Source organism: Arthrobacter sp. P1_C12_2 (assembly GCF_056406415.1).
The window spans coordinates 12,540-34,773 of the sequence record NZ_JBFUAF010000001.1 but is presented as its reverse complement, the minus strand read 5'-3'; the positions used below and the strand labels follow the sequence as shown (position 1 = coordinate 34,773).

The following is a 22,234-nucleotide window of genomic DNA, read 5'->3' as shown; positions in this document are numbered from 1 at the left end:
GGGCGAAACCCTTCTTGGAAGAGTGCGCGCGTGGCTCATATCCACACTTGGCCGCCACCTAACAGCGCCGGCCCAAGTTCCACATGAATGTGTCGTTCAGGGCATACGCTAGCGCAGCCAAACATGCGGTGCAATCGTGAATCTTCGGCCCAGGATTCTCTGAGACATTGGCCCCGCTCTTAGGGGCACGCCAGCAATTTGTCGCGTTGCCTACCCCCTGCGCCCACCCTGCCGAGATGGCACGTCGCGGCCGGGTTCGTCGCAAGCGTGGTCGCGAAATGCCATCTCGAGGGATTTCTGGGCGTGCTAGGTGCCGAGGAGCCGGACGTGGTCGGGGGTGAGGTCTGCGATCCGGTTGACGCCGAGCAGGGCCATGGTGCGTTGCATGTCTTTTTCCAGGATTTGGAGGGCGCGGTCGACGCCGGCGCGTCCGCCGGCCATGAGTCCGTAGAGGTAGGCGCGGCCGATCAGGGTGAAGTCGGCGCCGAGTGCGAGGGCGGCGATGATGTCCGCGCCGCTCATGATGCCGGTGTCCAGGATGATCGCCGCCTCGCTGCGGTCTGCCTTCAGCGCGGCGGAGACCTCGGGGAGCAGGTGGAACGGGATCGGTGCCCGGTCCAGCTGGCGGCCGCCGTGGTTGGAGAGCACGATCCCGTCGGCGCCGTGGTCCACGACTTTGCGGGCGTCGTCGACGGTCTGGATGCCCTTGACTACGAGTTTGCCTTTCCAGGTCTCGCGCAGCCAGTCGAGGTCGGCATAGGTCAGGGTGGGGTCGAACATGGAGTTGATGAGGTCCGCGACGGTGCCCGTGTAGCGGGAGAGGGATGCGAAGGTCAGGGGTTCGTGGGTGAGGAAGTTGAACCACCAGGCGGGTCGGTAGGACGCATCCAGGACGGTCTTGAGCGTCAGGGCCGGCGGGATGGTCATGCCGTTGCGGACGTCGCGGAGCCTGGCGCCGGCGACGGTGGTGTCGACGGTGACCATGAGGGTGTCGTTGCCGGCCGCGGCGGCGCGTTGGATCAGTTCCAGCGACCGGTCCCGGTCCGTCCACAGGTAGAGCTGGAACCAGTTGCGGCCCGTGGGTGCGGCGGCGGCGACGTCCTCGAGGGACGCCGTGCCCATGGTGGAGAGGGTGTACGGGATGCCGGCGGCTTCGGCGGCCTGGGAGCCGGCGTATTCGCCCTCGGACTGCATCATCCGGGTGAAGCCGGTGGGCGCGATCCCCACCGGTAGGCGGGAGGGCCCGCCCAGGATGTCGGTGCTGAGGTCGATGCTGGAAACGTCCCGCAGGACCCCGGGCCGGAATTCGATGTCCAGGAACGCCTGGCGGGCGCGGCGGAGGGAGATTTCGGCCTCGGCGGCGCCGTCGGTGTAGTCGAAGGGCGCCTGGGGCGTGCGGCGCTTGGCCATGTCCCGCAGGTCCCAGATGGTGCTGGCACGGCGCAGCCTGGCGGCCCGGCCGAACTCCGGCTTCTTGAACTGCATCAGCGGGGCGAGGTCGGCGTATTTGGGCAGGCGGCGCTTCAACGCGGCAGGGAGCCCGCGGGCGGCCGCTGCCGCTGTGTCTTGCCCGGATGCGGAGGCCGCAGGGTCCGTGCCGGTGGACTCGGGAGTGGTCGGAGCCTCGGGGTTGCCGGGCGGGACGGTATGCGTCATGGCTGCCTCCGGTTCTGCAGGATCTTCAGCGTGTGCTCCAGAACACTCTAGCGGTCAAATTTTGGGCCCCCGCGTGCATGGCCCAGTTCGTCCCAAGGTGCCAGGGGGACACTAGCCTGCGGAGGCCCTCGGTTGCATGAGGCGTTTCCGTCATACGGAAGGGGAATCGAGACTGTGGAGAAAACCAGCAAAACCCGCGCGCCGGCGTACGGACCGAGATCGCGGCTGGCACTGCTGGCACCGCTGCTGGCTGCCATGGTCCTCTTGTTGGCCGGAATAGCGGGCCCGGCCAACGGCGCGGACGCTGCCTTGACTTCGCCATACCCCCGGGCGGATGTCACCGTTACGGCCAACGGAAATTTCCAGCTGGTCTTCGCCGGCGACTCCGCCCAGGTGGCCGGACAGGTCCTCCCGGCGTCACCGTCCAGCAAGGTACCCACGGGAACCGTTGACCTGCTGCCCGACTACGGCAGTACGGTGCTCTCCACGAGCGAACTGAGCAACAACATCCTGCCGGGACTCTTCGTACTCATTGCGCCACCGCTGCCGTTGGGCACCCACTTCTTTCGCGCGGCCTACCGGGGTGACAGCAATTTCGCGCCTAAGACCATTAGATTCCCGATCAACGTCCTCAGCGGCCCCCAGACCCGGACCTCCGTGACAGTGAGCCCTGCCGGTTCCTCTCCCCAGGGACAAGCGGTTACCGTCAACGCCCAGGTTTCCGCGCTGACAGGGCCCCTGACCGGCACGCCGCTCGGGGCTGTCCACCTGGTGGTCGACGGAATCGAAGTCGCCGCCAAACCCGTGGGTGCCGGCTGGACCGCGGTCTTCACCCTTAGCGGCCTGGCCGTGGGGCAGCACGTAATCACCGCTGACTACAGCCACGATGCCGGCGACTACTTCCCGTCTGCGTCTCCACCCGTGACGCACACCGTCACCGGCCCCCTGCAGGCGGCCATAAGCACCGAATTCCATTCCTCCCACCACGGAGACATCCCACTGGGGCAGGCAGTCGCTGTCCAGGCTGTCATCGGCCCGCGGGCCCCGACCGGCGCAATCCCGACCGGGATGGTCCAGTTCTATGACTGGAACACCAGGATCGGCGTACCCGTCAAGCTGGTCAACGGCAAAGCCGGCTTCACCTACACCTCGCTCAGTCCGGGCAAGCACGTGCTCCAGGCAAAGTACCTCGGATCAAGCGCGTACCTGGCCGGCTTCACACCTGCCCGGACGGTCAACCTCATGGGCTGACAGCGGCGCAGCGATCCGGGCCGCCACTGGGCCGCATGCCTGACCCGGTGCGACGGCGGATTGTTACGCCCGACGTTTGCCCCGGCCGCGGCCCCGGGGCTATGGTCGAGGCTATGACTAACCGTTGGTATGCGTATTTTTCGTTGGCTCTGGAGGGGCCCGCGTCTAACTGACACGCATCCAACTTTCCTTCAGAGCCAACAGGGCAGAGATCATTCTCTGCCCTTCGCCATTTCTCCGGCGGGTTCTGATCAGGGCCCGCTCCGCATCCGGAACAGGACCCGAACATGAGCATCGAAGCAGCCACCGGCACCCAGCACCCCACCTCGAACCTGCGCGTCAGCGAGTTCACCCCGCTGCCCACCCCGCAGGACCTCATGGCGGAACTGCCGCTGGAGGCCCGCCTGGCCGAGGTGGTCGGGCGGGGCCGGGACGAGGTCCGGGCCATCATGGACGGCGTGGACGACCGGCTGCTCGTCATCGTGGGCCCCTGCTCCATCCACGACCCCAAGGCGGGGCTGGAATACGCCCGCCGGCTGGTCAGCCAGGCCGAGAAGCACCGCGAGGACCTGCTGATCGTCATGCGCACCTACTTCGAAAAGCCGCGCACCACGGTGGGCTGGAAGGGCCTGATCAACGACCCCCGGCTGGACGGCAGCCACGACATCGCCGCGGGCCTGCGCGCGGCCCGGGCATTCCTGCGGCAGGTCACCGCCCTCGGCCTCCCCACCGCCACCGAGTTCCTTGAGCCCATCAGCCCCCAGTACGTCGCGGACCTGGTGGCCTGGGGCGCAATCGGTGCCCGCACCACGGAGAGCCAGATCCACCGACAGCTGGCCTCCGGGCTATCGATGCCGATCGGCTTCAAAAACGGGACCGACGGCGACCTCCAGGTGGCGCTGGACGCGTGCAGCGCCGCCGCTGCCGCCCAGGCGTTCCTCGGGATCGACGACGACGGCAGGGCGGCGCTTGTGGCAACTGCCGGCAACCCGGACACCCACGTCATTCTCCGCGGCGGACGCAAGGGCCCCAACTACTCAGCCGCCGACGTAGAAGCGGCCTCCGCGAAACTCGCCGCGAAGCAGTTGAACCCCCGCCTGATTGTCGATGCCAGCCACGCCAACAGCGGCAAGAACCACCACCGCCAGGCCGAGGTCGCCCTCGAAATTGGTGCGCAGCTGGAAAACGCCGGAGCCGCCGCCGGGGCCATCGCCGGCGTCATGCTGGAGAGCTTCCTGGTGGGCGGGGCCCAGAACCTTGACGTCACCGCCACAGGCGACGGCCGGGACGAGCTGGTCTACGGCCAGAGCGTCACGGATGCCTGCATGGACTGGGATGTGACGGCGTCGGTACTTGGCCAGCTGGCGGCGTCGGCCCGCACGCGGCGGAGCCGTGCCTAAGGGAGCAAGAGGAGGTGCCGGTGCCGCGAGTTTTTCGAGATTCCTGCGGAAATCGTGTGGGGATTCTTGAGGAAGTCTTTCACTTTGGCACCATGAGCAACTAGTGTTGCTAACACATGGTTGTTTGATGGCTCAGCATCGGCACACCGCCATGTCAACAGGTGGGGCTGCCGTTCGCTTGAGCAAAGGAATAGGGAAATGTCTACGGAGGCCAACTTCTCCAAGGCCCGTTTTTTGACCGTGGCCGAAGTCGCGGAACTTATGCGGGTATCAAAAATGACTGTGTACCGTCTTGTGCATTCGGGGGAGATGCCGGCCGTGCGGTTCGGCCGCTCCTACCGCGTGCCGGAAAACGCCGTCGAACAGTACCTCAAGGGTGCCGTCGTCGACCGGAACGACGGCCACGCCGGAACTGGCTGAACAGTCGGCGGCAACATTCACAGCGTGAATCGACTGCTTTGGGTCCCGCATGGGGCCCGCGGTCGTGGGGTGCCTCGCAGAGGCGGTACCCTGTTAAGGAACGTTTTACGTCATTGTAAGAACCTGTCAGTTGCTTCAGTCTGCTGCTTAGCCCGCGGACCCTTCCCAACAGGCAGGTACTGCATCTAGCCGGTAAGGAACTTTCGTGGGTTCAGTTATTAAGAAGCGTCGCAAGCGTATGGCCAAGAAGAAGCACCGCAAGCTGCTTCGCAAGACGCGCCACCAGCGTCGCAATAAGAAGTAGCAATACTTCGAAATGCATGAAATGCCCGTTGCCTTCCAGGCGGCGGGCATTTTTCTTGCTCGGGCGTCGGCCCTGATCCGCAGCGCGCGGGTCCGGAACCGTAGCGGTAAGCCGGGGTCGCCTAGCGGCTGGGGCCGCGGAAGCGGGAGAACCCCCGCCACAGGCCGTAGATGGCCCCTCCGACCGTCGCGGCCTTGAAGCCCAACGTGGCGGCGCGCCGGCCCGCACGGAAGTCGTAGACCGGCCAGTTGTGCTCGCGGGCGTAGCGTCGCAGCTTGGAGTCGGGGTTGATGGCAACGGGGTGCCCCACCATGCTCAGCAACGGGATGTCGTTGTGGGAATCGCTGTAGGCCCAGCAACGGCTGAGGTCCAGGTCCTGCTCCTCGGCAATTTGCTGGACTGCGACCGCCTTGGCCGGGCCATGGAGGATTTCGCCCACAAGCCGGCCCGTGTAGGAGCCGTCCATGATCTCGCCCACCGTGCCCAGCGCCCCGGTCAGGCCCAGCCGGGTGGCAATAACGGTGGCCACCTCGATCGGCGTCGCCGTGACGAGCCAGACTTTGCGCCCGACCCGGAGGTGCTGCTCCGCCAGGGCCTTGGTCCCCGGCCAGATCCGCGACTCAATCATCTCGTCGTAGACCTCTTCGCCCAAAGCCTCGATGTCCTTCGCGGTGATGCCGGCGGCCAGCGTCAGGGCGGAATCGCGGACGGCATGGACGTCATCCATGTTTTCGCCGCGCAGTACGAACATGAACTGCTTCCAGGCGAACCCGGCAGCCTGCGGCAGGGTGAAGGCGCCACGCTGGTGAAGCTTGCGGGCGACATGGAAAAGGCTTGCGCCCTTCATGAGGGTGTTGTCGACGTCGAAAAATGCAGCCTCGCCGTGCTGCGTCGATGCAGCAGGCTCACTGGCCACAATGACGTATTTCTCCTCGGGCATGCCACGAGTCTAGTCAATGACCGGCCCCCGACCGCCCGCAGGGCGCGCGACCCGACGGCAGGGCGGCCCCGGACCCAGGCGGACTGCCCCGCGCGTCGACGCCCAAGCGGCCGCCGGGCTACGGTGGAAGCATGGCCAAACCCGCGCACGTCCCCGATGTAGTTCTGATCACCAAAGCTGACTGTCACCTGTGCGCGGAGGCCCGCGCCGCAGTCGGCCGCGTCACCGCTGCGCTCGGAATCGATTGGTCGGAGAAATCGGTGGACGACGACGCCGGGCTGCGCGAACGCTTCGCCGAAGAGATCCCGGTGGTGCTGGTCAATGGTGTCCAGCGGGATTTCTGGAAGATCGACGAGGCCCGCCTGACCCGGACCCTGCAACGGGTCCTCGACCAGCCCTCCTGACGGCGGGGTGCTTTGTTGCGTGATGTGCGGGGGCTCTAGAGTGGGAAGCACAACGCGACGCAATGGAGCAGATAGTGACTTCGCTGGATTCATCTCCCGGGGCTGTCCCCGGCGGAGCCGGGACTGCGGCCAAACAGATTCCACCCGCGGCCGTGGCCCGGCTGACCATCTATCTGCGCGCCCTGACCACGCTGCTGGCTGAGGGGGTGGACCGGGTTTCATCCGAGTCCCTGGCCGAGGCTTCCGGGGTCAGCTCCTCGACGCTGCGCAAGGACCTCTCCTATGTCGGCTCCTACGGAACCCGGGGTGTCGGTTACGAAGTCCAGTACCTTAACCGCAACATCGCCGCTGCCCTCGGGCTGACGCATGACTGGAAAGTCGCGATCGTCGGTGCGGGCAACCTGGGGAAAGCTCTGGCCCGGTACGGCGGATTCGAGTCGCGGGGCTTTGACATTGTGGCAATTTTCGACGCCGACCAGATGGTGGTGGGCAGCGAGGTCGGCTGGCTGCGGGTCAGCGACGCCGCCGACCTTGAGCCGGTACTGCAACGGACGGGTGCCAACATGGTGGTCCTTGCCTTGCCCGCCGCAGTGGCCCAGGACGTCTGCGACCGGGTGATTGCCGCCGGCGTGCGGAGCATCCTCAGCTTCGCGCCGGTCATGCTCCAGGTCCCCCCGGGGGTCAACCTGCGCAAGGTGGACATGGCAACGGAACTGCAGATTCTGGCCTACCACGCACAAAGGGCGCAGGACCCGGAGGACGCCGACTAGGTTCGGCGAAGCCCTCCGGCTCCCGCGCCGCTGGACAGTTCTCTGCTGGGTGGTTCTTGGCTGGGTAGTTCTTGGCGCAGCTACTTCCCGAAGGGAGCTCCCGGCTGCCCGTAGGGGTTGGCAAAGGACTGCCGCTTCTGGAAATACGGCGAGGCCGCGGGCAGGTAAAGCAACACGATGGCCGCGATGCCGACCAGTGCCGCCAGCGTGGCGAGGCTAAGCGGGATGATGTTGAAGATCGACAAGGCCGCGAACACAGTGCCCAGGATGCGGGCCCAGTTCTTGCCCTTGCGGACATTGAATGCGACCAGGGCGTACAGCCCGGCGCTGATCACGGCAAACACCACGATGGTGCCGATCAGGACACCCTTGATGGATTCGAAATCGACGCTCGTGCCGCTCGCTGCCATCTGCTGCTCGAACATGTCCCTGACCGCAGGGGTGTCCAGTGTTCCCAGCGATACCAGCATCGAGATGACCCAAAGGGCTCCGGCCGCGATGATCAGCCAGAACGATGTATTGACCAACTGGGGAACTGCACCCGCAGCCTGCGGCTGTTCGGACGGGTACTGGGCGTAGGGGGATTGCCCGTACTGCGGTGCCTGCGGGGCGTTCTGGCCGTAGGCCGGCGGCGTCTGCTGGCCGTACTGCGGTGCGTTCTGGCCGTAGGCCGGGGGTGCCTGCTGGCCGTATTGCGGTGTCTGCGGGGCGTTCTGGCCGTAGGCCGGCGGCGTCTGCTGGCCGTACTGCGGTGTCTGCGGTGCGTTCTGGCCGTAGGCCGGGGGTGCCTGCTGGCCGTATTGCGGTGTCTGCGGTACGTTCTGGCCGTAGGCCGGGGGTGTCTGCGGGGCGTTTTGGCCGTAGGCCGGGGGCGTCTGGCCGTTGGCCGGGGGTGTCTGCGGGGCCGGAGTGGATTCCCCGCCCGGCTCGGAGCCGTTGGGCGGTGAGGGCTGGACTGGCGGGTTGCTCATGAAGCGGTCCTTTGCGTGTCGATCGATTGAATCGGCCACCGGGATCAGAGATCCTGCCCTGCCCCCAGCATGGTTTAGCTCAACCGTACCGCGGGCCGGCCGCCGTGTGGATCATTCCGGAGAGGTATTCTCAACCCTCATTCGATGGCCCGTACGGCGGCGTTGGCGGAGCCGCCAGACTGGCGGCGGACAAGCCTGACGCTGCCACGATCCGGCGGATTCCCTGTGCGGCGGCAGGCCTAGATTCGGCCCCGATTGGCGACAAACCAGACCTGTGCGTTCGGCAGCCACATGAGCACGGTCGCCACCAGGCTGATGAGGAAGCCCGGCAGGCCCCCGCCCCCGCGGCCGTCCGCGACGCCGGAACTGATCAGTGTCAGCACCAAGGAGATGCCGACAAGGATGGTAAGGGCGAAGCGGGCCCATTCCCGGCCTTCCTTCATCTTCATGGCCAGGATGATCTGAGCGGTTGCCAATGCAAGAGCCACGATTACGAGCAGCAGCACCAGGAGTCCGATAGGCGGCGCGAAGGCGATCAGAACGAAAGACCCGAACAACCCGATAACTCCACCGAGGAGTCCCAGCAGTCCGCCGATAAGCCAGATCCAGTACGAGACCTTCAGCTCGGTGGGCATCGCAGCGACCTTGAACATGCCGGAGAGGCCGCCTATAGGCAGCGCATCGCTGAAGTTCCTGGGACGGTCAATGGGCATCTCAAAGCGGAATCCGCCCTTAGACGCCGGCTGGCCCTGGTACCCCGGTGGCGGAGCCTGATAGCCGGGCGGCGGTGCCTGGTACCCCGGCGGTGGAACCTGATAGCCGGGCTCACCCTGGTACCCCGGCGGCGGTGCCTGGTGTCCGGGAGGAATCGGCGGGTTGGCCGGGGGCTGCTGTGGGCCGGCTGGCGGGACGTTGCCCGACGCCGGAGGCTGGGCGCCCGGCTGCTGCGGCGGTACATCACTCGGGTTGCTCATGGCTCTCACTGTAGACCGCCGTATCCCTGTTATCTAGGGAATCTACAGCCCCGTCGCGGTGCCCGACGGCGGCGCCAAATAGAGGCAAATAGCAGCGGCGCAAACAACAGCGCCCTGCTTCATCGCGAAGATGAAGCAGGGCGCTGGAACCGGCTGGCCGGCGTCGGCCGCCCGGCCCGAGCGGTACTGACCGGGCCCGGACGGTAGTGACTACGCTGCGGGAGCGATGAAGGCCAGTTCCAGGTTGATCGCAACCTTGTCGCTGACCAGCACGCCGCCGGCTTCGAGGACTGCGTTCCAGGTCAGGCCGAAGTCCTTGCGGCTGATGGTGGTTTCGGCGCTGAGCCCGGCGCGGGTGTTGCCGAAGGGATCGACGGCCACGCCGTTGAATTCGGTCTCGAGGGCCACGGGGCGGGTGACGCCCTTGATGGTCAGGTCGCCCTGGAGCTCGTAGGCGTCGCCCTTGGGGACGATGGTGTTGGAGACAAACGAGATCTCCGGGAACGTCGCGACGTCGAAGAAGTCTTCGCCGCGGACGTGGCCGTCGCGGTTGGCATCGCCGGAGTCGAAGCTTGCGGTCTTGATCGAGGCGTTGACCTTCGAGTCGGTGACGTTCTCGGCGAGATCCAGGGTGGCTGCGGCGTCGGTGAACTGACCGCGGACCTTGCTGATGCCGGCGTGGCGGACGGTAAAGCCGATCTCGCTGTGCGACGGGTCGAGGGTCCAGGTGCCGGTGGTGACGTTTGCGGGAAGTGCCATGGTGGTTCTCCTTGAGTCGGGTTGGTGCTGCGGTGATTCGTCTGATCGTTAGTTGAAGCATCATTGGTTGAACTCTCAACTAACTGCTTCACCCAGTATAAACATGCATTTGCATCTTTTATTCCAACTCCGGGGAACATTTTTCCAAACTCATCAGTTCTACCTCCTGTAGAAGATTTCAGATCGACCGGCATCTTTGAGAAACTGGTAGACATGCCCCAAGCCACTGTTCATTTGCTCCGCCACGGCGAGGTCCACAATCCCGATGGTGTCCTGTACGGCAGGCTGCCGGAATTCCACCTCTCCGAACTCGGCCGTGAGATGGCCCGCACCCTGGCCGAGCACTTCAGGGAGCGTTCCGCACAAGGGGCCCGGATCGTCCACCTCGCCGCGTCCCCCCTGACCCGCGCGCAGGAGACGGCACAGCCGATCGCCGACGCCCTGGGCCTGGAGATTGCCACCGAAGCCCGCGTCATCGAGGCCGCCAACTACTTTGAGGGTCTCCACGTCTCCAAGGCGGAGCTGCTGCGGCCCAAGCACTGGGCGCGGCTCTACAACCCGTTCCGGCCCTCCTGGGGAGAGCCGTACAAAGAGCAGGCCGCGCGGGTCATCGCGGCGGTCCAGGACGCGCGCGTCCGGGCCATCGAGCTGGGCGGCAACGGGGCCGAGGCCATCCTTGTCAGCCACCAGCTGCCCATTTGGGCCACGCGGCTCAGCGCCGAAGGCCGGCCGTTGTGGCACGACCCGCGCAAGCGCGAGTGCACGCTGACGTCCCTGACGTCCCTGGTGTTCGACGACGCCGGCGGCCTCGTGCGCGTCGACTACAGCGAGCCCGCTGCCGCCCTGCTGCCCGGTGCCGCCAGCACCCCGGGAGCCTGACGATGGCCGCGAACCGCCGCGAAGAAACTCCGCTGTCCCGCCGCCGCGTCCTGACCGCCGGCGGCGCCGCGCTGGCCGCAGTGTTCGGGCTGTCCGGCTGCGCCCAGGACGATGCCCTCGCCAAGCAGGCCAAGGCCGGGGACAACAAGAATTACGTGGCCGGCGACGGGTCCGTGACCGAGTTCGCCGTCGCGGACCGGAAGAGTCCCGTGGCGCTCAAAGGGACGCTGTTCGACGGCACGGCCGTCTCCTCGGCGGACTTCCCCGGCAAGGTCACCGTGCTGAACTTCTGGTTTGCCGCCTGCGCCCCCTGCCGGGTCGAGGCGCCCTCCCTCGAGGCGCTGAACCAGGAATTCAAGACCAAGGGCGTGCAGTTCTTCGGCGTCAACCTGCGCGATGAGAAGGCCACGGCCGACGCGTTCGACAAGACCTTCAACCTGACGTACCCGAGCTTCAATGACAAGGACGGCGCCGTGCTGCTGGCCGTCTCCGGACTCGTGCCGCCCGGCGCCGTGCCCACCACCCTCGTGCTGGACAAGCAGGGCCGCGTCGCCTCCCGGGTCCTGGGCGAAATCCAGCAGGGCACCCTGAAGTCCCTCATCGCCGCCGCCGTGGCCGAGTAGCGCGGTCGGCCGTGAACAGCCCCTTCGCCGAAGCCATCCTGAACGGCTCGCTCCTGCTGGCCATTCCCGTCGCACTGCTGGCCGGACTGGTCTCCTTCCTCTCGCCCTGCGTCCTCCCGCTGGTGCCCGGATACCTGGGCTACGTCACGGGACTGACCGGCGTGGACCTGCAGAAGCAAAGGCGCGGGCGCATGCTGGCCGGCATCGGGCTGTTCGTCCTCGGCTTCTCCGTGATCTTCGTGCTGCTCGGCGGCGCCTTCGGGCAGCTGGGCAGCTTCATCACGGGCTCGCAGAACAAATGGATCACCCAGCTGCTGGGCATCCTGGTGATTGTCATGGGCGTGGTGTTCATGGGCGGCTTCGGCTGGCTCCAGCGTGATGCCAAGATCCACGCCAGGCCACCGGCCGGGCTCTGGGGGGCGCCCTTGCTGGGCATCACCTTCGGGCTGGGCTGGGCACCGTGCATCGGTCCCACGTATTCGGCCGTCCAGCTGCTCAGCCTCTCCGGCGGCTCGTCGGCAGCCAAGGGGGCGTTCCTGGCGTTCGTGTATAGCCTGGGGCTGGGCATCCCGTTCCTGCTGATCGCCCTGGCCGTGCGCCGCGGCATCGGCGTGATGTCCTTCTTCCGCACGCACCGGCTCGCCATCCAGCGCACCGGCGGCGGGATCCTGATCCTGCTCGGCATCCTGATGGCCAGCGGCGTGTGGGGCACCTGGGTCTCCGAGTTGCAGTACTGGTTCCAAACCGATGTGAATTTGCCAATCTGATGAGCGAGCGCGTGAACGAAAAAAAGAAGTCCCCGAAGCCCGAGGCCGTCCTGCCCACACTGGGTCCGCTGGGCATGCTCCGGTGGGCGTGGACCCAGCTGACCAGCATGCGCACGGCCCTGTTCCTGCTCTTGCTGCTGGCCGTCGCCGCCGTGCCCGGCTCGCTGTTCCCGCAGCGCCCGGCCAACCCGGCCATTGTCACGCAGTACATCAAGGACCACCCGGACTACGGCGCGATCCTGGACTCGGTGCAGCTCTACGACGTCTACTCCTCGGCCTGGTTTTCCGCGATCTACATCCTGCTGTTCGTCTCGCTGATCGGCTGCGTGATCCCGCGCGCCATCGCGCACTACAAGGCGATGCGCTCCCAGCCCCCGCGCACCCCCGCCCGCCTGTCCAGGCTCCCCGAATACGGCACGCTGGTAATTCCGGCCGACGCCGGGATCCCGGCGTCGGCCGCCATCTCCGACGCCGCTGAGCTGCTCAAGAAGCGCGGATACCGCGTCGACGTCCGGGACCGCGGCGACGCCCGCCCGTCTTTGGGTGCCGAGCGCGGGTTCCTGAAGGAAGTCGGCAACCTCGTCTTCCACACCTCGCTGATCGGAGTGCTGGTCTCGGTGGCGGCCGGCGGCCTCTTCGGCTACAGCGGGCAGCGGATCCTGGTGGAGGGTGACACGTTCGTCAACACCCTCGTCGGCTACGACCAGTTCACGCCCGGCACCAATTTCCAGAGCAGCCAGCTCCAGCCGTATTCGGTCCAGCTGGACAAGTTCGACATCACCTTCGACCGTGAATCGAAGGGCAAGTTCGGCCAGCCCATCGACTTCACGGCCGCCGTGACCACCAAGGAAAACCCGGACGCACCCGCCAAGAAAGAGGTGCTCAAGGTCAACGACCCCCTCAGCCTCGGCGGCACCAGCGTGTACCTCACCGGCAACGGCTACGCTCCCGTGGTCACCATCCGCGACGCCGCCGGCAATGTTGCCATGCAGGGTCCCGTGGTGGCCAAGCTCCAGGGCGAGAACTATTACTCCTCCGTGGTCATCAAGGTCCCGGACGCCAAGCCGGAACAGCTCGCCTTCGCCGGGTTCTTCCTGCCGACGGCCTTCGTCACGGACAAGGGCGTGTCCTTCAGCGGTGATCCGGAGCTCATCAACCCGCAGCTGACCCTGAACTCCTACTTCGGCGACCTCGGCCTCAACGCGGGCTCCCCGCAGAACGTCTTCGAACTCGACGTCAAGAAACTCACGCCGCTGAACGCCCGCAACCTGGCCACGAAGGGCATCGTCCTGGCGCCCGGGAGCAGCTACACGCTGCCGAACGGTAAGGGTTCCATCAGCTTCGACGGCGTCAAGCGCTACATCGGCGTGGACATCCACCACAACCCCGGCCAGCTCTACGCCCTGATCTTCGCGCTCCTGGCCGTGGGCGGGCTGGTGACATCGCTCTACGTGAACCGCCGCCGCGTCTGGGTCCGCACCGGCACCCACGCGGACGGCCGCACCATGGTGGAGTACGGTCTCCTGGCCCGCGGCGAAGACCACCGACTGGCCGGGGAGGCCACAGCCATCCGCAAGCTCCTCTCCGACGAATGGCTGGTGGGCGACGACGCCACGACCGGTTCCCAGCCCGCTCCCAGCACAACAGCGGATAATGACCGGGCGGATACCGCCGCGAACGGTGAAAGCGGCACACACGCCACCCCTGAACAACCCGCAGAAGACTTCATCCAGTCAACAGCCGGCTCCTCCGAGTCGAAGAAGGATCAGTAATGCCGTTCTCGATCAACGAAACCATGGGCCAGTACAGCGAGCTCTTCATGCTGCTGGCCGCCGGCACTTACACGGTGGCGTTCATCGCCTTCGCCTGGGACCTGGCCAAGAGCAGCAAGACGCTGCGCGCGGTGGACCTCAAGGCCGCGGAAATCGCCGCGCAGGCGACGACAACCGAGACCGCGCGGGTGCCCGTCGGCGTTGGTGCGGGGACCGCCGAAGGCGACGTTGACCGCGCCGATGCTGACGTCAGCGGCCCTGCAGGCCGTGCCGAGCGTCCGACGTCGGCCGTCTCCGGGCGCGGCACCGCGGCAGGTGCGGGCCAGACCGCCGACGGCAGCATGCGCTACGCCGGTGAGCGGCGAGCCCCCGCCCGGGTGGCCGTCGCGCTGACCGTCCTCGGGGCCGCGATTCATGCGGCCGGCGTGATCACCCGCGCGCTGGGTGCCGGCCGGGTGCCGTGGGGCAACATGTACGAGTTCCTCACCACCGGCGCGTTCGTGGCCGTGGCCGTCTTCCTGCTGGTGCTGATCCGCCGCGACCTGCGCTTCCTGGGCACGTTCGTGATCGGCCTGGCCATCATCATGCTCGTTGCCGCCTCCATCGCCTTCTGGACGCCCGTGGGCCACCTCGTGCCGGCGCTGCAGAGCTACTGGCTGATCATCCACGTTTCCATCGCCGTGATGTCCTCGGCGCTGTTCACCCTGACGTTCGCGATGTCCGCGCTGCAGCTCGTGCAGTCGCACCGGCAGAAGTCCATCGCCGCCGGGGGTGCCGACAAGCTCGGGTTCATGCGCCTCGTCCCGAACGCCCTGAGCCTGGAGAACCTGTCCTACCGCATCAACGCGATCGCGTTCGTCGGCTGGACGTTTACGCTCATGTTCGGCGCCATCTGGGCAGAGAAGGCCTGGGGCCGGTTCTGGGGCTGGGACACGAAGGAAGTCTGGACGTTCGTGATCTGGGTGGTCTACGCCGGGTATCTGCACGCCCGCGCCACCCGCGGCTGGACCGGAACCCGGGCCGCCTGGCTCTCGATCGTCGGCTACCTGTGCGTGGTCTTCAACTTCACGATCGTGAACCAGTTCTTCAACGGCCTGCACTCCTACTCGGGACTGTAGGCACCCAAGTCCACGATTTGCCACGAATGGCCGCTAAGCTACCCCGCTCGGCGGCCATTCGTGTCAAATGAGTGGGGCGGTTGGGACGGGTCGGCATGGCGTTGGCGTGACGGGTCATGGCTCGGCGGTCATGGCGTTGGCGTGGCGGGCACTCCGTTGCGGCGGCCTCGGCCGCGACCGCGGACCTGCGGCGAGTTCTTTCCGGGGCTGCGCGGACCCGCACTCCGTCGATTCGCCACAGATGGCCGCAATGCCACCGTGCTTAGCGGCCATTCGTGTCAGGTGGGAGCTGGGCGGTGCGGGCACTCTTACGACGACCAGGCCTCGGAACCGGGTCGGGAGTCCAGCCGCGCTCCGTCAGGGCCGCACGCACGCGGGTAACCGCAGCCGGCTCCATCCCAGGAGCGAATGGGGTCAAATGCCATTGGGTCAATACGACGACGCGCCATCCGGCATCCCTGGCGTTCTCGTCCCGGAAGATGTCGCTGCGACGCTGGGCCGGACTGGCATGATGCCCGCCGTCGTATTGAATCGCGATCTTTTCCTGCTCGTAGGAGAGATCCGGGTCCTGGATCCAACCGCCGGTCTCGTCGAACATGGGGACGTTGACCCCGGGCTCGGGCAAGCCATGCCGAATCAAAAGCAGCCGGAGTTCGGTCTCCTTGGGGGAGTCCGTATCGGCGCGCATCAGGGAACGGGCAAGCATAGCGCGCCGGTAGCCCGCCCCGCCCTGCTTCCCGGCGAGGTAGGCGTCCAGCGCGTCGATGGTGGTCAGTGGGTTTCTCCGCCGTAACAGGAAGTCCCCGGCAATCACCAATTCATCGAGGCACAGTATGCCGGCGAGATCGAACCACGTCCGCAACGGGGAAGTGCAGCTCACCCGGACCCCGGGCACGATCTCCTCCCGTTCGAGTGACTGCTGATGGCCCACCACATGCTTGTGGCGCACAGCCCGCTGGCCCGGCCGACTCGTCAGATGGACGACAGACAGGTTCGCCAAGGCCTGCGGCAGGGGGAAGCCCCACAGCACTGCCGCAGACAGATGGCTCACGACTGCGTCCGTCACCGCAGTCAGGGCATGCACGCGTTCCAGCAAACTATCCGGGGTGGCGGCCATGGCGCGCACTCCGTAGCAGGGGCTGACGAGATCCCGGGCCCGGGTCCGGTGTCGGCTCAGCCCGGCAGTGCGGGCCTCAGCCACGGTGAAGGGCCGGTTTCGAAGGTGCGGGGGAAGCTCACTGGGCTTGCGCATACGCGCATTCTGCTCCCGCGCCGAGGGGGCTCGGAGGTTATCCACAGAGCTGGCAGGGTGTGGGGGAGGAGTGGATCGAGTGAGCAGCAGGCGCGGGTGCGGATGAGTGGCGGCCATTTGCCGGAGATGGCCGCTTAGAGGCGGGATTCCGGCCATACGTGGTGAATGGCAGCAATTGGGTGCCCGGGGATATGCAGTTGGTGTCCCAGGGCCATGGGGACGGCCGAAGAGGGTAAGGGGACGCCGGGGCCCGGCGCGGCGACACACTGGCCAGAGCTGGAGGGAATGAGCGGATGAGTGGCGGCCATTCGCCGGACATGGCGGCTTGGAGGCGGGGATTCCGGCCATCCGTGGTGAATGGCCGCAATGGGATGCCCGGGGGCACCACCAGCGAAACTCAGCGCCCGTTCAGCCTTCCGCAGGAACGACGAAACGGCCATTCGAGGCCGTGAACTATCCGCCGCGCTCTGCGAAAAGTCACAGGAATGCCGACCGGAGATCGGGTCGGATTGCTGCTACTTAACTTCGTCAGTGCCGGGCGTTCCGGCGTCGCCGGGTTCGTGGGCATCCCCGGCGCCTTCGGTGCCGCCGGCGTCGGCGTTGTCGGCGTCGAGCTTGCGTTCCTTGGCGTCGAATTCTTCCTTGAGCTTCTTTAGCTTGTCGGCCTCTGCCTGGTTGCGGTGGCGGATTTCAAGGTTGCGCAGGAACTCGGGGTCGTCATCGGGCGCTACCGGGTGGCTGTAGGCGACCGGTGCGGTGTCCGTGGCGCGGGGGCGTCCAATGAGGAACCAGATGAGGGCGCCGACCACGGGGAGCAGGATCTGCACGAAGATCCAGGCGGTCTTCGAGATGCCCCTGGTCAGCCGCGCGTCAGTGCGGATGAGGTCGACCAGTCCATAGACAAATACGGCCAGTATGACGATCGGAACCACTACACGGAGCATACGTTTAGTCTAGCGGTCGGGCGCCTCGACGGCGCCGGTCACTGTGCCGGTGACTGTGCCGGTCACGTGTCCTGGGGCAGGCCGCCGGCACCGCAGTCGCGGGGAGCGGGATGGCCGGAGCAGCGCGCCGTCCTGGCGGCTAAACTTGAGGGGTGGCTTTCCTCAAATACACCCTGATTCGGCTGGCGCTGTTTGCGCCCTTGTTTGCGCTTTTCCTCTACCTGCAGTTGGGGGTGCTCCTGGCCGCCCTGTGCGCCGGGATGATGTCCTTCGCCGTCAGCTTCCTGTTCTTCCAGAAGCAGCGCGACGCTGCCACCGCGACGCTCCACCACCGGTTCTCGGGCAAGGCCAAGCCGATGCGCAGCGCCGGCGAGGTGGCCGACGCCGAGGCCGAAGACCGCCTCGTGGACGCGAACCCCGACATTGCCGTCCGCACGGATAACCGCCCCAAAGATTCCAGGGATCCCGGGGCCTGAGCCCCGGGCTGATTCCCGGCAGCACTGGGAAGCGGGAGCCCGGGGAAGCCGCGGCTCAGAGCTTCTGGCTGAGAACTCCCGGCTTAGAACCCGTGGCTGAGGACGAGCCCGAGTGAAAACAGTGTGGCGAAGCCGAGGTTGATTAGTCCGGTCTGTTTCAGGACGGGGATCAGGCTCTTGCGCCGCCGCCCGGCGATCATCAGCCAGGACGGCATGAGGCTGGCGGGGATCAGCAGGAGCACGATCAGCATCCACGGTCGTGCCGGGGCCAGGACGATGACCAGCAGGATCGCGACGGCGAGCATCAGCACATAGCTTTCGCGCGCATGCTTGTCCCCGAGCCGGACGGCCAGGGTCTTCTTTCCCGCCTTTCGGTCGGTCGGGATATCGCGGACGTTGTTGGCCATCAGCAGGGCGCACGCGATCAGCCCGGTGCCGATCGCACCGATGATGGCGGCGAGGCTTAGCTGCCCAGCCTGCGTGTACGTGGTGCCTAGCGTTGCCACGAGCCCGAAGAACACAAACACGAAGACGTCGCCCAGGCCGAGGTAGCCGTACGGGTTCTTGCCGCCGGTATAGCCCCAGGCGGCCAGCACGCAGCCGACGCCGACCAGAATGAGCCACCAGGCCTGCGTGATGATCACCAGGATCAGGCCGAACAGCATCGCCAGCCCGAACGCCGCGAAGGCGGCCCGTTTGACGTGCTCCGGGCTGGCGGCACCCGAGCCCACCAGCCGGAGGGGACCCACCCGGTCCTCATCCGTGCCTCGGATGCCGTCCGAGTAGTCGTTGGCGTAGTTGACGCCGATCTGCAGGAGCAGGGCGACCAGGGCGGCCAGTACGGCGTTCAGCAGGATGAACGAATCCATCTCGTAGGCGGCTGCGCTGCCGATCAGCACCGGTGCGATCGCAGCCGGCAGCGTGCGCAGTCGGGCGCCTTGGATCCATTGTGCGGCTGTGGCCACGGTCAGTACCTCGTTGGTTGGTTGAATACTCGTTGGTTGGTTGAAGCGCCGGCCGGAGGCGGCTTGTCTATTTTCCCTGATGGAGTGCCTCCAGCAGGACCGTCATCCCCATGCGGTCCGGTTTGCCGTTGGGCAGCATGAGCAGTTCCGCGGCAGGCAGGACCGTTTTCGGGACCAGGGCGCCCAGCGCCGGTGCCCAGGTCCCGTTCCGGCGGTCGGCGAACGCCGCCAGGCCTTCGGGGGAACTGTCGGCGACGGCGACGTACGCAGCCAGGGCGTGGCCCCATTCGGCGGACGGCACACCGGTGACAAAAGCCGCCAGCACGCCGTCGAGCTTTTCCAGCTCAGCCTGGACATGGGCGGCGGAAACTTTGACGCCACCGGTGATGACGACGTCGTCGGCCCGGCCGAGTACGGTGAGCCGGCCGTCAGCGTCCAGTTCACCGAGGTCGTTGGTCCGGTACCAGCGGACGCCGTCCGCTTCGCTGAAAGTCGCTGCCGAGAGTTCGGGGGCCTGGAGATAGCCGGCGGCGATGGTTGCCCCGCCCAGCAGGATGCGGCCGTCGTCCTCCACCCGGACCAGGACGTCCTCGAGCGGGAAGCCGTCGTACACGCACCCGCCGCAGGTCTCGGACGAGCCGTAGGTGGTCACCACCCGCACTCCGGCGTCCCGGGCCGCTGCGAGTAGCTCCGCGGACGCGGGACCGCCGCCGAGCAGGATGGCGTTGAAGCGCCGCAGCACCGCCAGCGTCCCGTCGGAGGGCGCTTCCAGCAGCCTCTGGAGCTGGGTGGGCACCAGCGAGGTGAAACGGAGCTTGTCCGTGAGCTCCAGCGCCGCGGCGGTGAAGGCCTCCGGCGTAAAACCGCCGGACAGGTCCATGACCCACGGTCGGGTCCCCGCAAAGAGCGAGCGGACCAGCACCTGGACGCCGGCCACATACTGGACGGGAAGGGCCAGCAGCCACTGCCCCTCGCCCTTCAGGGCAAAGGCGGTCGCCATGGACGACGCAGCCAGGGCATCGACGGTCAGGACGGTCGCCTTCGGTGTGCCGGTGGACCCGGAGGTCCGGACCACGACCGCCGCGTCCTCGATGCCCGACGTTTCAGGGAATCCCAGCACCGGCGAGCCGTCCGGCCCGGCGGAGAGCTCGACGGCGGGTCCCTCGCCGTGGAGGGCAGCAGCCAGCGCCTTGAGGGCAGGCTCGATGTTTATGGCTCCGGAAGTCACAGCGCGCCTTAGAAGTAGTACGGGAATGCGGACCAGTCGGGATCGCGCTTCTCGAGGAAGGCCTCCTTGCCCTCCACGGCCTCGTCGGTCATGTACGCCAGGCGGGTCGCCTCGCCGGCGAAGACCTGCTGGCCGGCCAGGCCGTCGTCGGCCAGGTTGAAGGCGAACTTGAGCATGCGGATGGCCTGCGGGGACTGCCGGGCAATGTCCGCGGCGTACTCCAGGGCGACCTCCTCGAGGCGCGCGTGGTCCACGGCCTCGTTCACGGCGCCCATCCGGACCATGTCCTCGGCGGAATATTCGCGGGCCAGGAAGAAGATTTCCCGGGCGGCTTTCTGGCCGATCTGGCGGGCCAGGAGGGCCGAGCCGTAGCCGGCGTCGAAACTTCCCACGGTGGCATCGGTCTGCTTGAACTTGCCGTGCTCGCGGGAGGCGATCGTCAGGTCCGAGACGACGTGGAGGGAGTGCCCGCCGCCGGCTGCCCAGCCGTTGACGACGGCGATGACCACCTTGGGCATGGTGCGCATGAGCCGCTGGACTTCCAGGATGTGGAGCCGGCCGGCGCGGGCCGGGTCGATGGTTTCCGTCGTTTCCCCATTGGCGTACCGGTAACCATCACGGCCGCGGATCCGCTGGTCCCCGCCGGAGCAGAACGAGTGCCCGCCGTCCTTGGGGGAGGGGCCGTTTCCGGTGAGCAGGACGGCGGCCACGTCCGGGGTCATCCGGGCGTGGTCCATGGCGCGGTAGAGCTCGTCCACGGTGCCGGGCCTGAAGGCATTGCGGACGTCGGGCCGGTCGAAGGCGATGCGGACGGTGGGCAGGTCCCGGACCACTTCTCCGTCGGCGGAGCGCTCCACCTGCCGGTGGTAGGTCATGTCCTGGAAGTCGTCGAAACCGGACACGGTGCGCCACCGGGAGGGGTCAAAGACGTCGGATACCTTGGCGGGGATTTCGTTGCTCACAGTCCGAGTCTAGTAATCGCGTCAGCTGATGCAGAACTCGTTGCCTTCCGGGTCCGCCATGGTGTGCCAGGAATGCGGCCCCTGGCTGGCGGACCAGAGGAACGTGGCGCCGCGGGCTTCGAGCGCGGCCCGCACGGCGTCCTTGTCCGCGCCCGCGAGCCGCACGTCCCAATGGACCCGGTTTTTGACCGCTTTTTCCTCCGGGACAATTTGGAACAAGACGCGGTGCGCGGGCGCTTTGGCGTCGAGTTCCGCGGGCGGGCGGATGGCGGCGCCCTCGCGCCACACGAGCCTGCCGTGGTGTGTGGTGGTCTCTGCCTCCGTGGCGAAGCCCTGCTCGATCATGGAGCGGATGAAACCCTCATCCTGCGGCTCCACGGCCCATTCCAGGGTTTCGGCCCACCAGTCGGCTAGCTCGTGCGGGTTCTTGCAGTCGACGACGATCTGGATGTTCAGTGTCATGGAAAGAACCTACGGGGTGGCCGCCCTCACCGGAAGTACCCGGCCCGCAGACCTCCCGCGTTGCTTCGGCTAGCCCTGGACCTGCTGGAGCTGTTCGAGGACCTCCGGCGGAATCGCGTAGATGAAGATCACCGCGAGGAGGTTCTTGGAGGCGTGGACGAAGTAGGAGAACATCACGTTCTTCCCGGTCCAGACGTACACGAACACCAGGACGGCGCCCATGGCGAGGTACGGCATCAGCACCTGCAGGGTCATTTGCTCCTGGCCCACGATGTGCAGAGCTGCGAAGAGGATCACGGACAGGGCGCAGCAGACCCAGAGGTTGACCCGGCGGCTCAGTTTGCCGATCAACAGATGGCGGAAAATGTATTCCTCGACGAACGGACCGACCAGCACCAGCAGGGGCACCATGAGCCAGACCGGGACCTGCTGCATGAGCGCTTGGAGCCCGGCCTGGTTGGCGGAGGTCTGCACCGGTCCGCTGATGGCCACGAGAATCGCGGTGAGGATGAGCATCGCCACGACGGTCAGCGGCACCATGAGCGCCGTGAACCAGGGCCTTGTGGCAAGGACGCGGAGGTCGCGGGCGGCTACACGCCGCGCGGCGGTCAGGGCAAGGACGCCGATGGTCGCGTAAAAGATCAGGTTCACCGCGTAGGACGCCACCGCAGGATTGGGCGAAATCCCCAGCAGCAGCGGCTCCAGCAACCCGCCCGCCACGGCGAATAAGCCGGCCACGGCAACGTAGAGTCCAACCGTGATGAAATCGAGCCGCGAGAACCGGTAAAGCTCCGGCTGCGGCGCGGGTGGTGTGCGGAGAGCTGTGCCCATGTCCCCAGCCTAGCGCCGAGGCAAGGGGACGCGGTCCAGTACAACGTCCGGCAGGCGCCTCAGCCCTCAGTGCCAGTTCCCAGTGCCAGTTCCCAGTGCCAGTGCG

24 protein-coding genes are annotated in these 22,234 nt (G+C 66.7%); 12 read left to right on the top strand and 12 right to left on the bottom strand.

The features are described from left to right. Nucleotides 1-306: 306 nt before the first annotated feature. On the bottom strand, nucleotides 307-1,656 hold the full coding sequence (locus AC1DZQ_RS00170; protein ID WP_476961562.1) for an alpha-hydroxy acid oxidase: 1,350 nt from the start codon (nucleotides 1,654-1,656) through the stop codon (nucleotides 307-309). 174 nt (nucleotides 1,657-1,830) lie between these two features. Between AC1DZQ_RS00170 and AC1DZQ_RS00165 the strand changes: the two genes are divergently transcribed. From AC1DZQ_RS00165 to AC1DZQ_RS00150, 4 genes are all read left to right on the top strand, one after another. Beyond that, nucleotides 1,831-2,907, top strand: coding sequence for an Ig-like domain-containing protein (locus tag AC1DZQ_RS00165; RefSeq protein WP_476961561.1), 1,077 nt, complete (start codon nucleotides 1,831-1,833; stop codon nucleotides 2,905-2,907). Between the two features lie 287 nt (nucleotides 2,908-3,194). Beyond that, nucleotides 3,195-4,307: a 3-deoxy-7-phosphoheptulonate synthase gene (locus tag AC1DZQ_RS00160; RefSeq protein ID WP_476961560.1), complete on the top strand. Its 1,113-nt coding sequence runs from the start codon at nucleotides 3,195-3,197 to the stop codon at nucleotides 4,305-4,307. 198 nt (nucleotides 4,308-4,505) lie between these two features. After that, nucleotides 4,506-4,727, top strand: coding sequence for a helix-turn-helix domain-containing protein (locus AC1DZQ_RS00155; RefSeq protein WP_018775046.1), 222 nt, complete (start codon nucleotides 4,506-4,508; stop codon nucleotides 4,725-4,727). A gap of 205 nt (nucleotides 4,728-4,932) precedes the next feature. Further along, complete coding sequence (locus AC1DZQ_RS00150) at nucleotides 4,933-5,031, top strand: 30S ribosomal protein bS22 (protein WP_003792170.1); 99 nt, start codon at nucleotides 4,933-4,935, stop codon at nucleotides 5,029-5,031. 121 nt (nucleotides 5,032-5,152) lie between these two features. On the opposite strand, the gene AC1DZQ_RS00145 is transcribed toward AC1DZQ_RS00150, so the two are convergent. Continuing rightward, nucleotides 5,153-5,971, bottom strand: a complete 819-nt coding sequence (locus tag AC1DZQ_RS00145) for an HAD family hydrolase (RefSeq protein ID WP_476961559.1) — start codon at nucleotides 5,969-5,971, stop codon at nucleotides 5,153-5,155. 131 nt (nucleotides 5,972-6,102) lie between these two features. Here AC1DZQ_RS00145 and AC1DZQ_RS00140 point away from each other — a divergent pair, with 131 nt between their 5' ends. Continuing rightward, the gene (locus tag AC1DZQ_RS00140; RefSeq protein ID WP_476961558.1) at nucleotides 6,103-6,375 is read left to right on the top strand and encodes a glutaredoxin family protein; all 273 of its coding nucleotides are present in this window, start codon (nucleotides 6,103-6,105) and stop codon (nucleotides 6,373-6,375) included. 74 nt (nucleotides 6,376-6,449) lie between these two features. Beyond that, nucleotides 6,450-7,145 carry a redox-sensing transcriptional repressor Rex gene (locus AC1DZQ_RS00135; RefSeq protein ID WP_018775049.1) on the top strand — a complete coding sequence of 232 codons (696 nt, stop codon included), beginning with the start codon at nucleotides 6,450-6,452 and terminating at the stop codon, nucleotides 7,143-7,145. A gap of 80 nt (nucleotides 7,146-7,225) precedes the next feature. Here AC1DZQ_RS00135 and AC1DZQ_RS00130 read toward each other — a convergent pair whose 3' ends face one another. The 3 genes from AC1DZQ_RS00130 to AC1DZQ_RS00120 form a co-directional block, all read right to left on the bottom strand. After that, entirely contained in the window at nucleotides 7,226-8,116 is an 891-nt protein-coding gene (locus AC1DZQ_RS00130; RefSeq protein ID WP_476961557.1) for a Yip1 family protein, read from the bottom strand. Between the two features lie 239 nt (nucleotides 8,117-8,355). Beyond that, nucleotides 8,356-9,090, bottom strand: a complete 735-nt coding sequence (locus AC1DZQ_RS00125; protein ID WP_476961556.1) for a hypothetical protein — start codon at nucleotides 9,088-9,090, stop codon at nucleotides 8,356-8,358. Nucleotides 9,091-9,300: 210 nt separating this feature from the next. After that, nucleotides 9,301-9,849, bottom strand: a complete 549-nt coding sequence (locus tag AC1DZQ_RS00120; protein WP_476961555.1) for a YceI family protein — start codon at nucleotides 9,847-9,849, stop codon at nucleotides 9,301-9,303. A 213-nt stretch (nucleotides 9,850-10,062) separates the two neighbouring features. Here AC1DZQ_RS00120 and AC1DZQ_RS00115 point away from each other — a divergent pair, with 213 nt between their 5' ends. From AC1DZQ_RS00115 to ccsB, 5 genes are read left to right on the top strand one after another with little or no spacing between them, the layout of a single operon-like run. Continuing rightward, entirely contained in the window at nucleotides 10,063-10,728 is a 666-nt protein-coding gene (locus AC1DZQ_RS00115) for a histidine phosphatase family protein (RefSeq protein ID WP_476961554.1), read from the top strand. A 2-nt stretch (nucleotides 10,729-10,730) separates the two neighbouring features. Beyond that, on the top strand, nucleotides 10,731-11,351 hold the full coding sequence (locus tag AC1DZQ_RS00110; protein WP_476961553.1) for a TlpA family protein disulfide reductase: 621 nt from the start codon (nucleotides 10,731-10,733) through the stop codon (nucleotides 11,349-11,351). Nucleotides 11,352-11,362: 11 nt separating this feature from the next. After that, nucleotides 11,363-12,118, top strand: coding sequence for a cytochrome c biogenesis CcdA family protein (locus AC1DZQ_RS00105; protein WP_476961552.1), 756 nt, complete (start codon nucleotides 11,363-11,365; stop codon nucleotides 12,116-12,118). Beyond that, nucleotides 12,118-13,890, top strand: a complete 1,773-nt coding sequence (gene resB / locus AC1DZQ_RS00100) for a cytochrome c biogenesis protein ResB (protein ID WP_476961551.1) — start codon at nucleotides 12,118-12,120, stop codon at nucleotides 13,888-13,890. The genes AC1DZQ_RS00105 and resB overlap by 1 nt, the downstream gene beginning before the upstream one ends. Continuing rightward, nucleotides 13,890-15,008, top strand: a complete 1,119-nt coding sequence (ccsB, locus tag AC1DZQ_RS00095) for a c-type cytochrome biogenesis protein CcsB (protein ID WP_476961550.1) — start codon at nucleotides 13,890-13,892, stop codon at nucleotides 15,006-15,008. Before resB ends, ccsB begins: the two co-directional genes overlap by 1 nt. A gap of 262 nt (nucleotides 15,009-15,270) precedes the next feature. Here the strand turns inward: ccsB and AC1DZQ_RS00090 are convergent, their stop codons facing one another. Together AC1DZQ_RS00090 and AC1DZQ_RS00085 are read right to left on the bottom strand one after the other, a co-directional pair. Next, nucleotides 15,271-16,260, bottom strand: coding sequence for a hypothetical protein (locus tag AC1DZQ_RS00090; protein ID WP_476961549.1), 990 nt, complete (start codon nucleotides 16,258-16,260; stop codon nucleotides 15,271-15,273). Nucleotides 16,261-16,775: 515 nt separating this feature from the next. Beyond that, nucleotides 16,776-17,204 (bottom strand): PLD nuclease N-terminal domain-containing protein, encoded by a 429-nt coding sequence (locus AC1DZQ_RS00085; protein ID WP_476961548.1) that lies wholly within the window; start codon nucleotides 17,202-17,204, stop codon nucleotides 16,776-16,778. 152 nt (nucleotides 17,205-17,356) lie between these two features. Here AC1DZQ_RS00085 and AC1DZQ_RS00080 point away from each other — a divergent pair, with 152 nt between their 5' ends. Then, nucleotides 17,357-17,680, top strand: coding sequence for a DUF4229 domain-containing protein (locus AC1DZQ_RS00080; RefSeq protein WP_476961547.1), 324 nt, complete (start codon nucleotides 17,357-17,359; stop codon nucleotides 17,678-17,680). An 83-nt stretch (nucleotides 17,681-17,763) separates the two neighbouring features. Here the strand turns inward: AC1DZQ_RS00080 and AC1DZQ_RS00075 are convergent, their stop codons facing one another. The 5 genes from AC1DZQ_RS00075 to AC1DZQ_RS00055 form a co-directional block, all read right to left on the bottom strand. Beyond that, on the bottom strand, nucleotides 17,764-18,645 hold the full coding sequence (locus AC1DZQ_RS00075) for a 1,4-dihydroxy-2-naphthoate polyprenyltransferase (protein WP_476961546.1): 882 nt from the start codon (nucleotides 18,643-18,645) through the stop codon (nucleotides 17,764-17,766). A 67-nt stretch (nucleotides 18,646-18,712) separates the two neighbouring features. After that, on the bottom strand, nucleotides 18,713-19,873 hold the full coding sequence (locus AC1DZQ_RS00070; protein ID WP_476961545.1) for an AMP-binding protein: 1,161 nt from the start codon (nucleotides 19,871-19,873) through the stop codon (nucleotides 18,713-18,715). 8 nt (nucleotides 19,874-19,881) lie between these two features. Further along, nucleotides 19,882-20,835, bottom strand: coding sequence for a 1,4-dihydroxy-2-naphthoyl-CoA synthase (locus AC1DZQ_RS00065; protein ID WP_476961544.1), 954 nt, complete (start codon nucleotides 20,833-20,835; stop codon nucleotides 19,882-19,884). Nucleotides 20,836-20,856: 21 nt separating this feature from the next. After that, the gene (locus tag AC1DZQ_RS00060; protein ID WP_476961543.1) at nucleotides 20,857-21,297 is read right to left on the bottom strand and encodes a VOC family protein; all 441 of its coding nucleotides are present in this window, start codon (nucleotides 21,295-21,297) and stop codon (nucleotides 20,857-20,859) included. Nucleotides 21,298-21,366: 69 nt separating this feature from the next. Continuing rightward, nucleotides 21,367-22,128: a lysostaphin resistance A-like protein gene (locus tag AC1DZQ_RS00055; RefSeq protein WP_476961542.1), complete on the bottom strand. Its 762-nt coding sequence runs from the start codon at nucleotides 22,126-22,128 to the stop codon at nucleotides 21,367-21,369. Nucleotides 22,129-22,234: the final 106 nt, after the last annotated feature.

Coding starts and splice junctions, on each gene's coding strand:
- AC1DZQ_RS00170 (WP_476961562.1), bottom strand. CDS start 1,656: ATGACGCATACCGTCCCGCCCGGCAACCCCGAGGCTCCGACCACTCCC.
- AC1DZQ_RS00160 (WP_476961560.1), top strand. CDS start 3,195: ATGAGCATCGAAGCAGCCACCGGCACCCAGCACCCCACCTCGAACCTG.
- AC1DZQ_RS00155 (WP_018775046.1), top strand. CDS start 4,506: ATGTCTACGGAGGCCAACTTCTCCAAGGCCCGTTTTTTGACCGTGGCC.
- AC1DZQ_RS00145 (WP_476961559.1), bottom strand. CDS start 5,971: ATGCCCGAGGAGAAATACGTCATTGTGGCCAGTGAGCCTGCTGCATCG.
- AC1DZQ_RS00140 (WP_476961558.1), top strand. CDS start 6,103: ATGGCCAAACCCGCGCACGTCCCCGATGTAGTTCTGATCACCAAAGCT.
- AC1DZQ_RS00130 (WP_476961557.1), bottom strand. CDS start 8,116: ATGAGCAACCCGCCAGTCCAGCCCTCACCGCCCAACGGCTCCGAGCCG.
- AC1DZQ_RS00125 (WP_476961556.1), bottom strand. CDS start 9,090: ATGAGCAACCCGAGTGATGTACCGCCGCAGCAGCCGGGCGCCCAGCCT.
- AC1DZQ_RS00120 (WP_476961555.1), bottom strand. CDS start 9,849: ATGGCACTTCCCGCAAACGTCACCACCGGCACCTGGACCCTCGACCCG.
- AC1DZQ_RS00115 (WP_476961554.1), top strand. CDS start 10,063: ATGCCCCAAGCCACTGTTCATTTGCTCCGCCACGGCGAGGTCCACAAT.
- AC1DZQ_RS00110 (WP_476961553.1), top strand. CDS start 10,731: ATGGCCGCGAACCGCCGCGAAGAAACTCCGCTGTCCCGCCGCCGCGTC.
- resB (WP_476961551.1), top strand. CDS start 12,118: ATGAGCGAGCGCGTGAACGAAAAAAAGAAGTCCCCGAAGCCCGAGGCC.
- ccsB (WP_476961550.1), top strand. CDS start 13,890: ATGCCGTTCTCGATCAACGAAACCATGGGCCAGTACAGCGAGCTCTTC.
- AC1DZQ_RS00090 (WP_476961549.1), bottom strand. CDS start 16,260: ATGCGCAAGCCCAGTGAGCTTCCCCCGCACCTTCGAAACCGGCCCTTC.
- AC1DZQ_RS00085 (WP_476961548.1), bottom strand. CDS start 17,204: ATGCTCCGTGTAGTGGTTCCGATCGTCATACTGGCCGTATTTGTCTAT.
- AC1DZQ_RS00060 (WP_476961543.1), bottom strand. CDS start 21,297: ATGACACTGAACATCCAGATCGTCGTCGACTGCAAGAACCCGCACGAG.
- AC1DZQ_RS00055 (WP_476961542.1), bottom strand. CDS start 22,128: ATGGGCACAGCTCTCCGCACACCACCCGCGCCGCAGCCGGAGCTTTAC.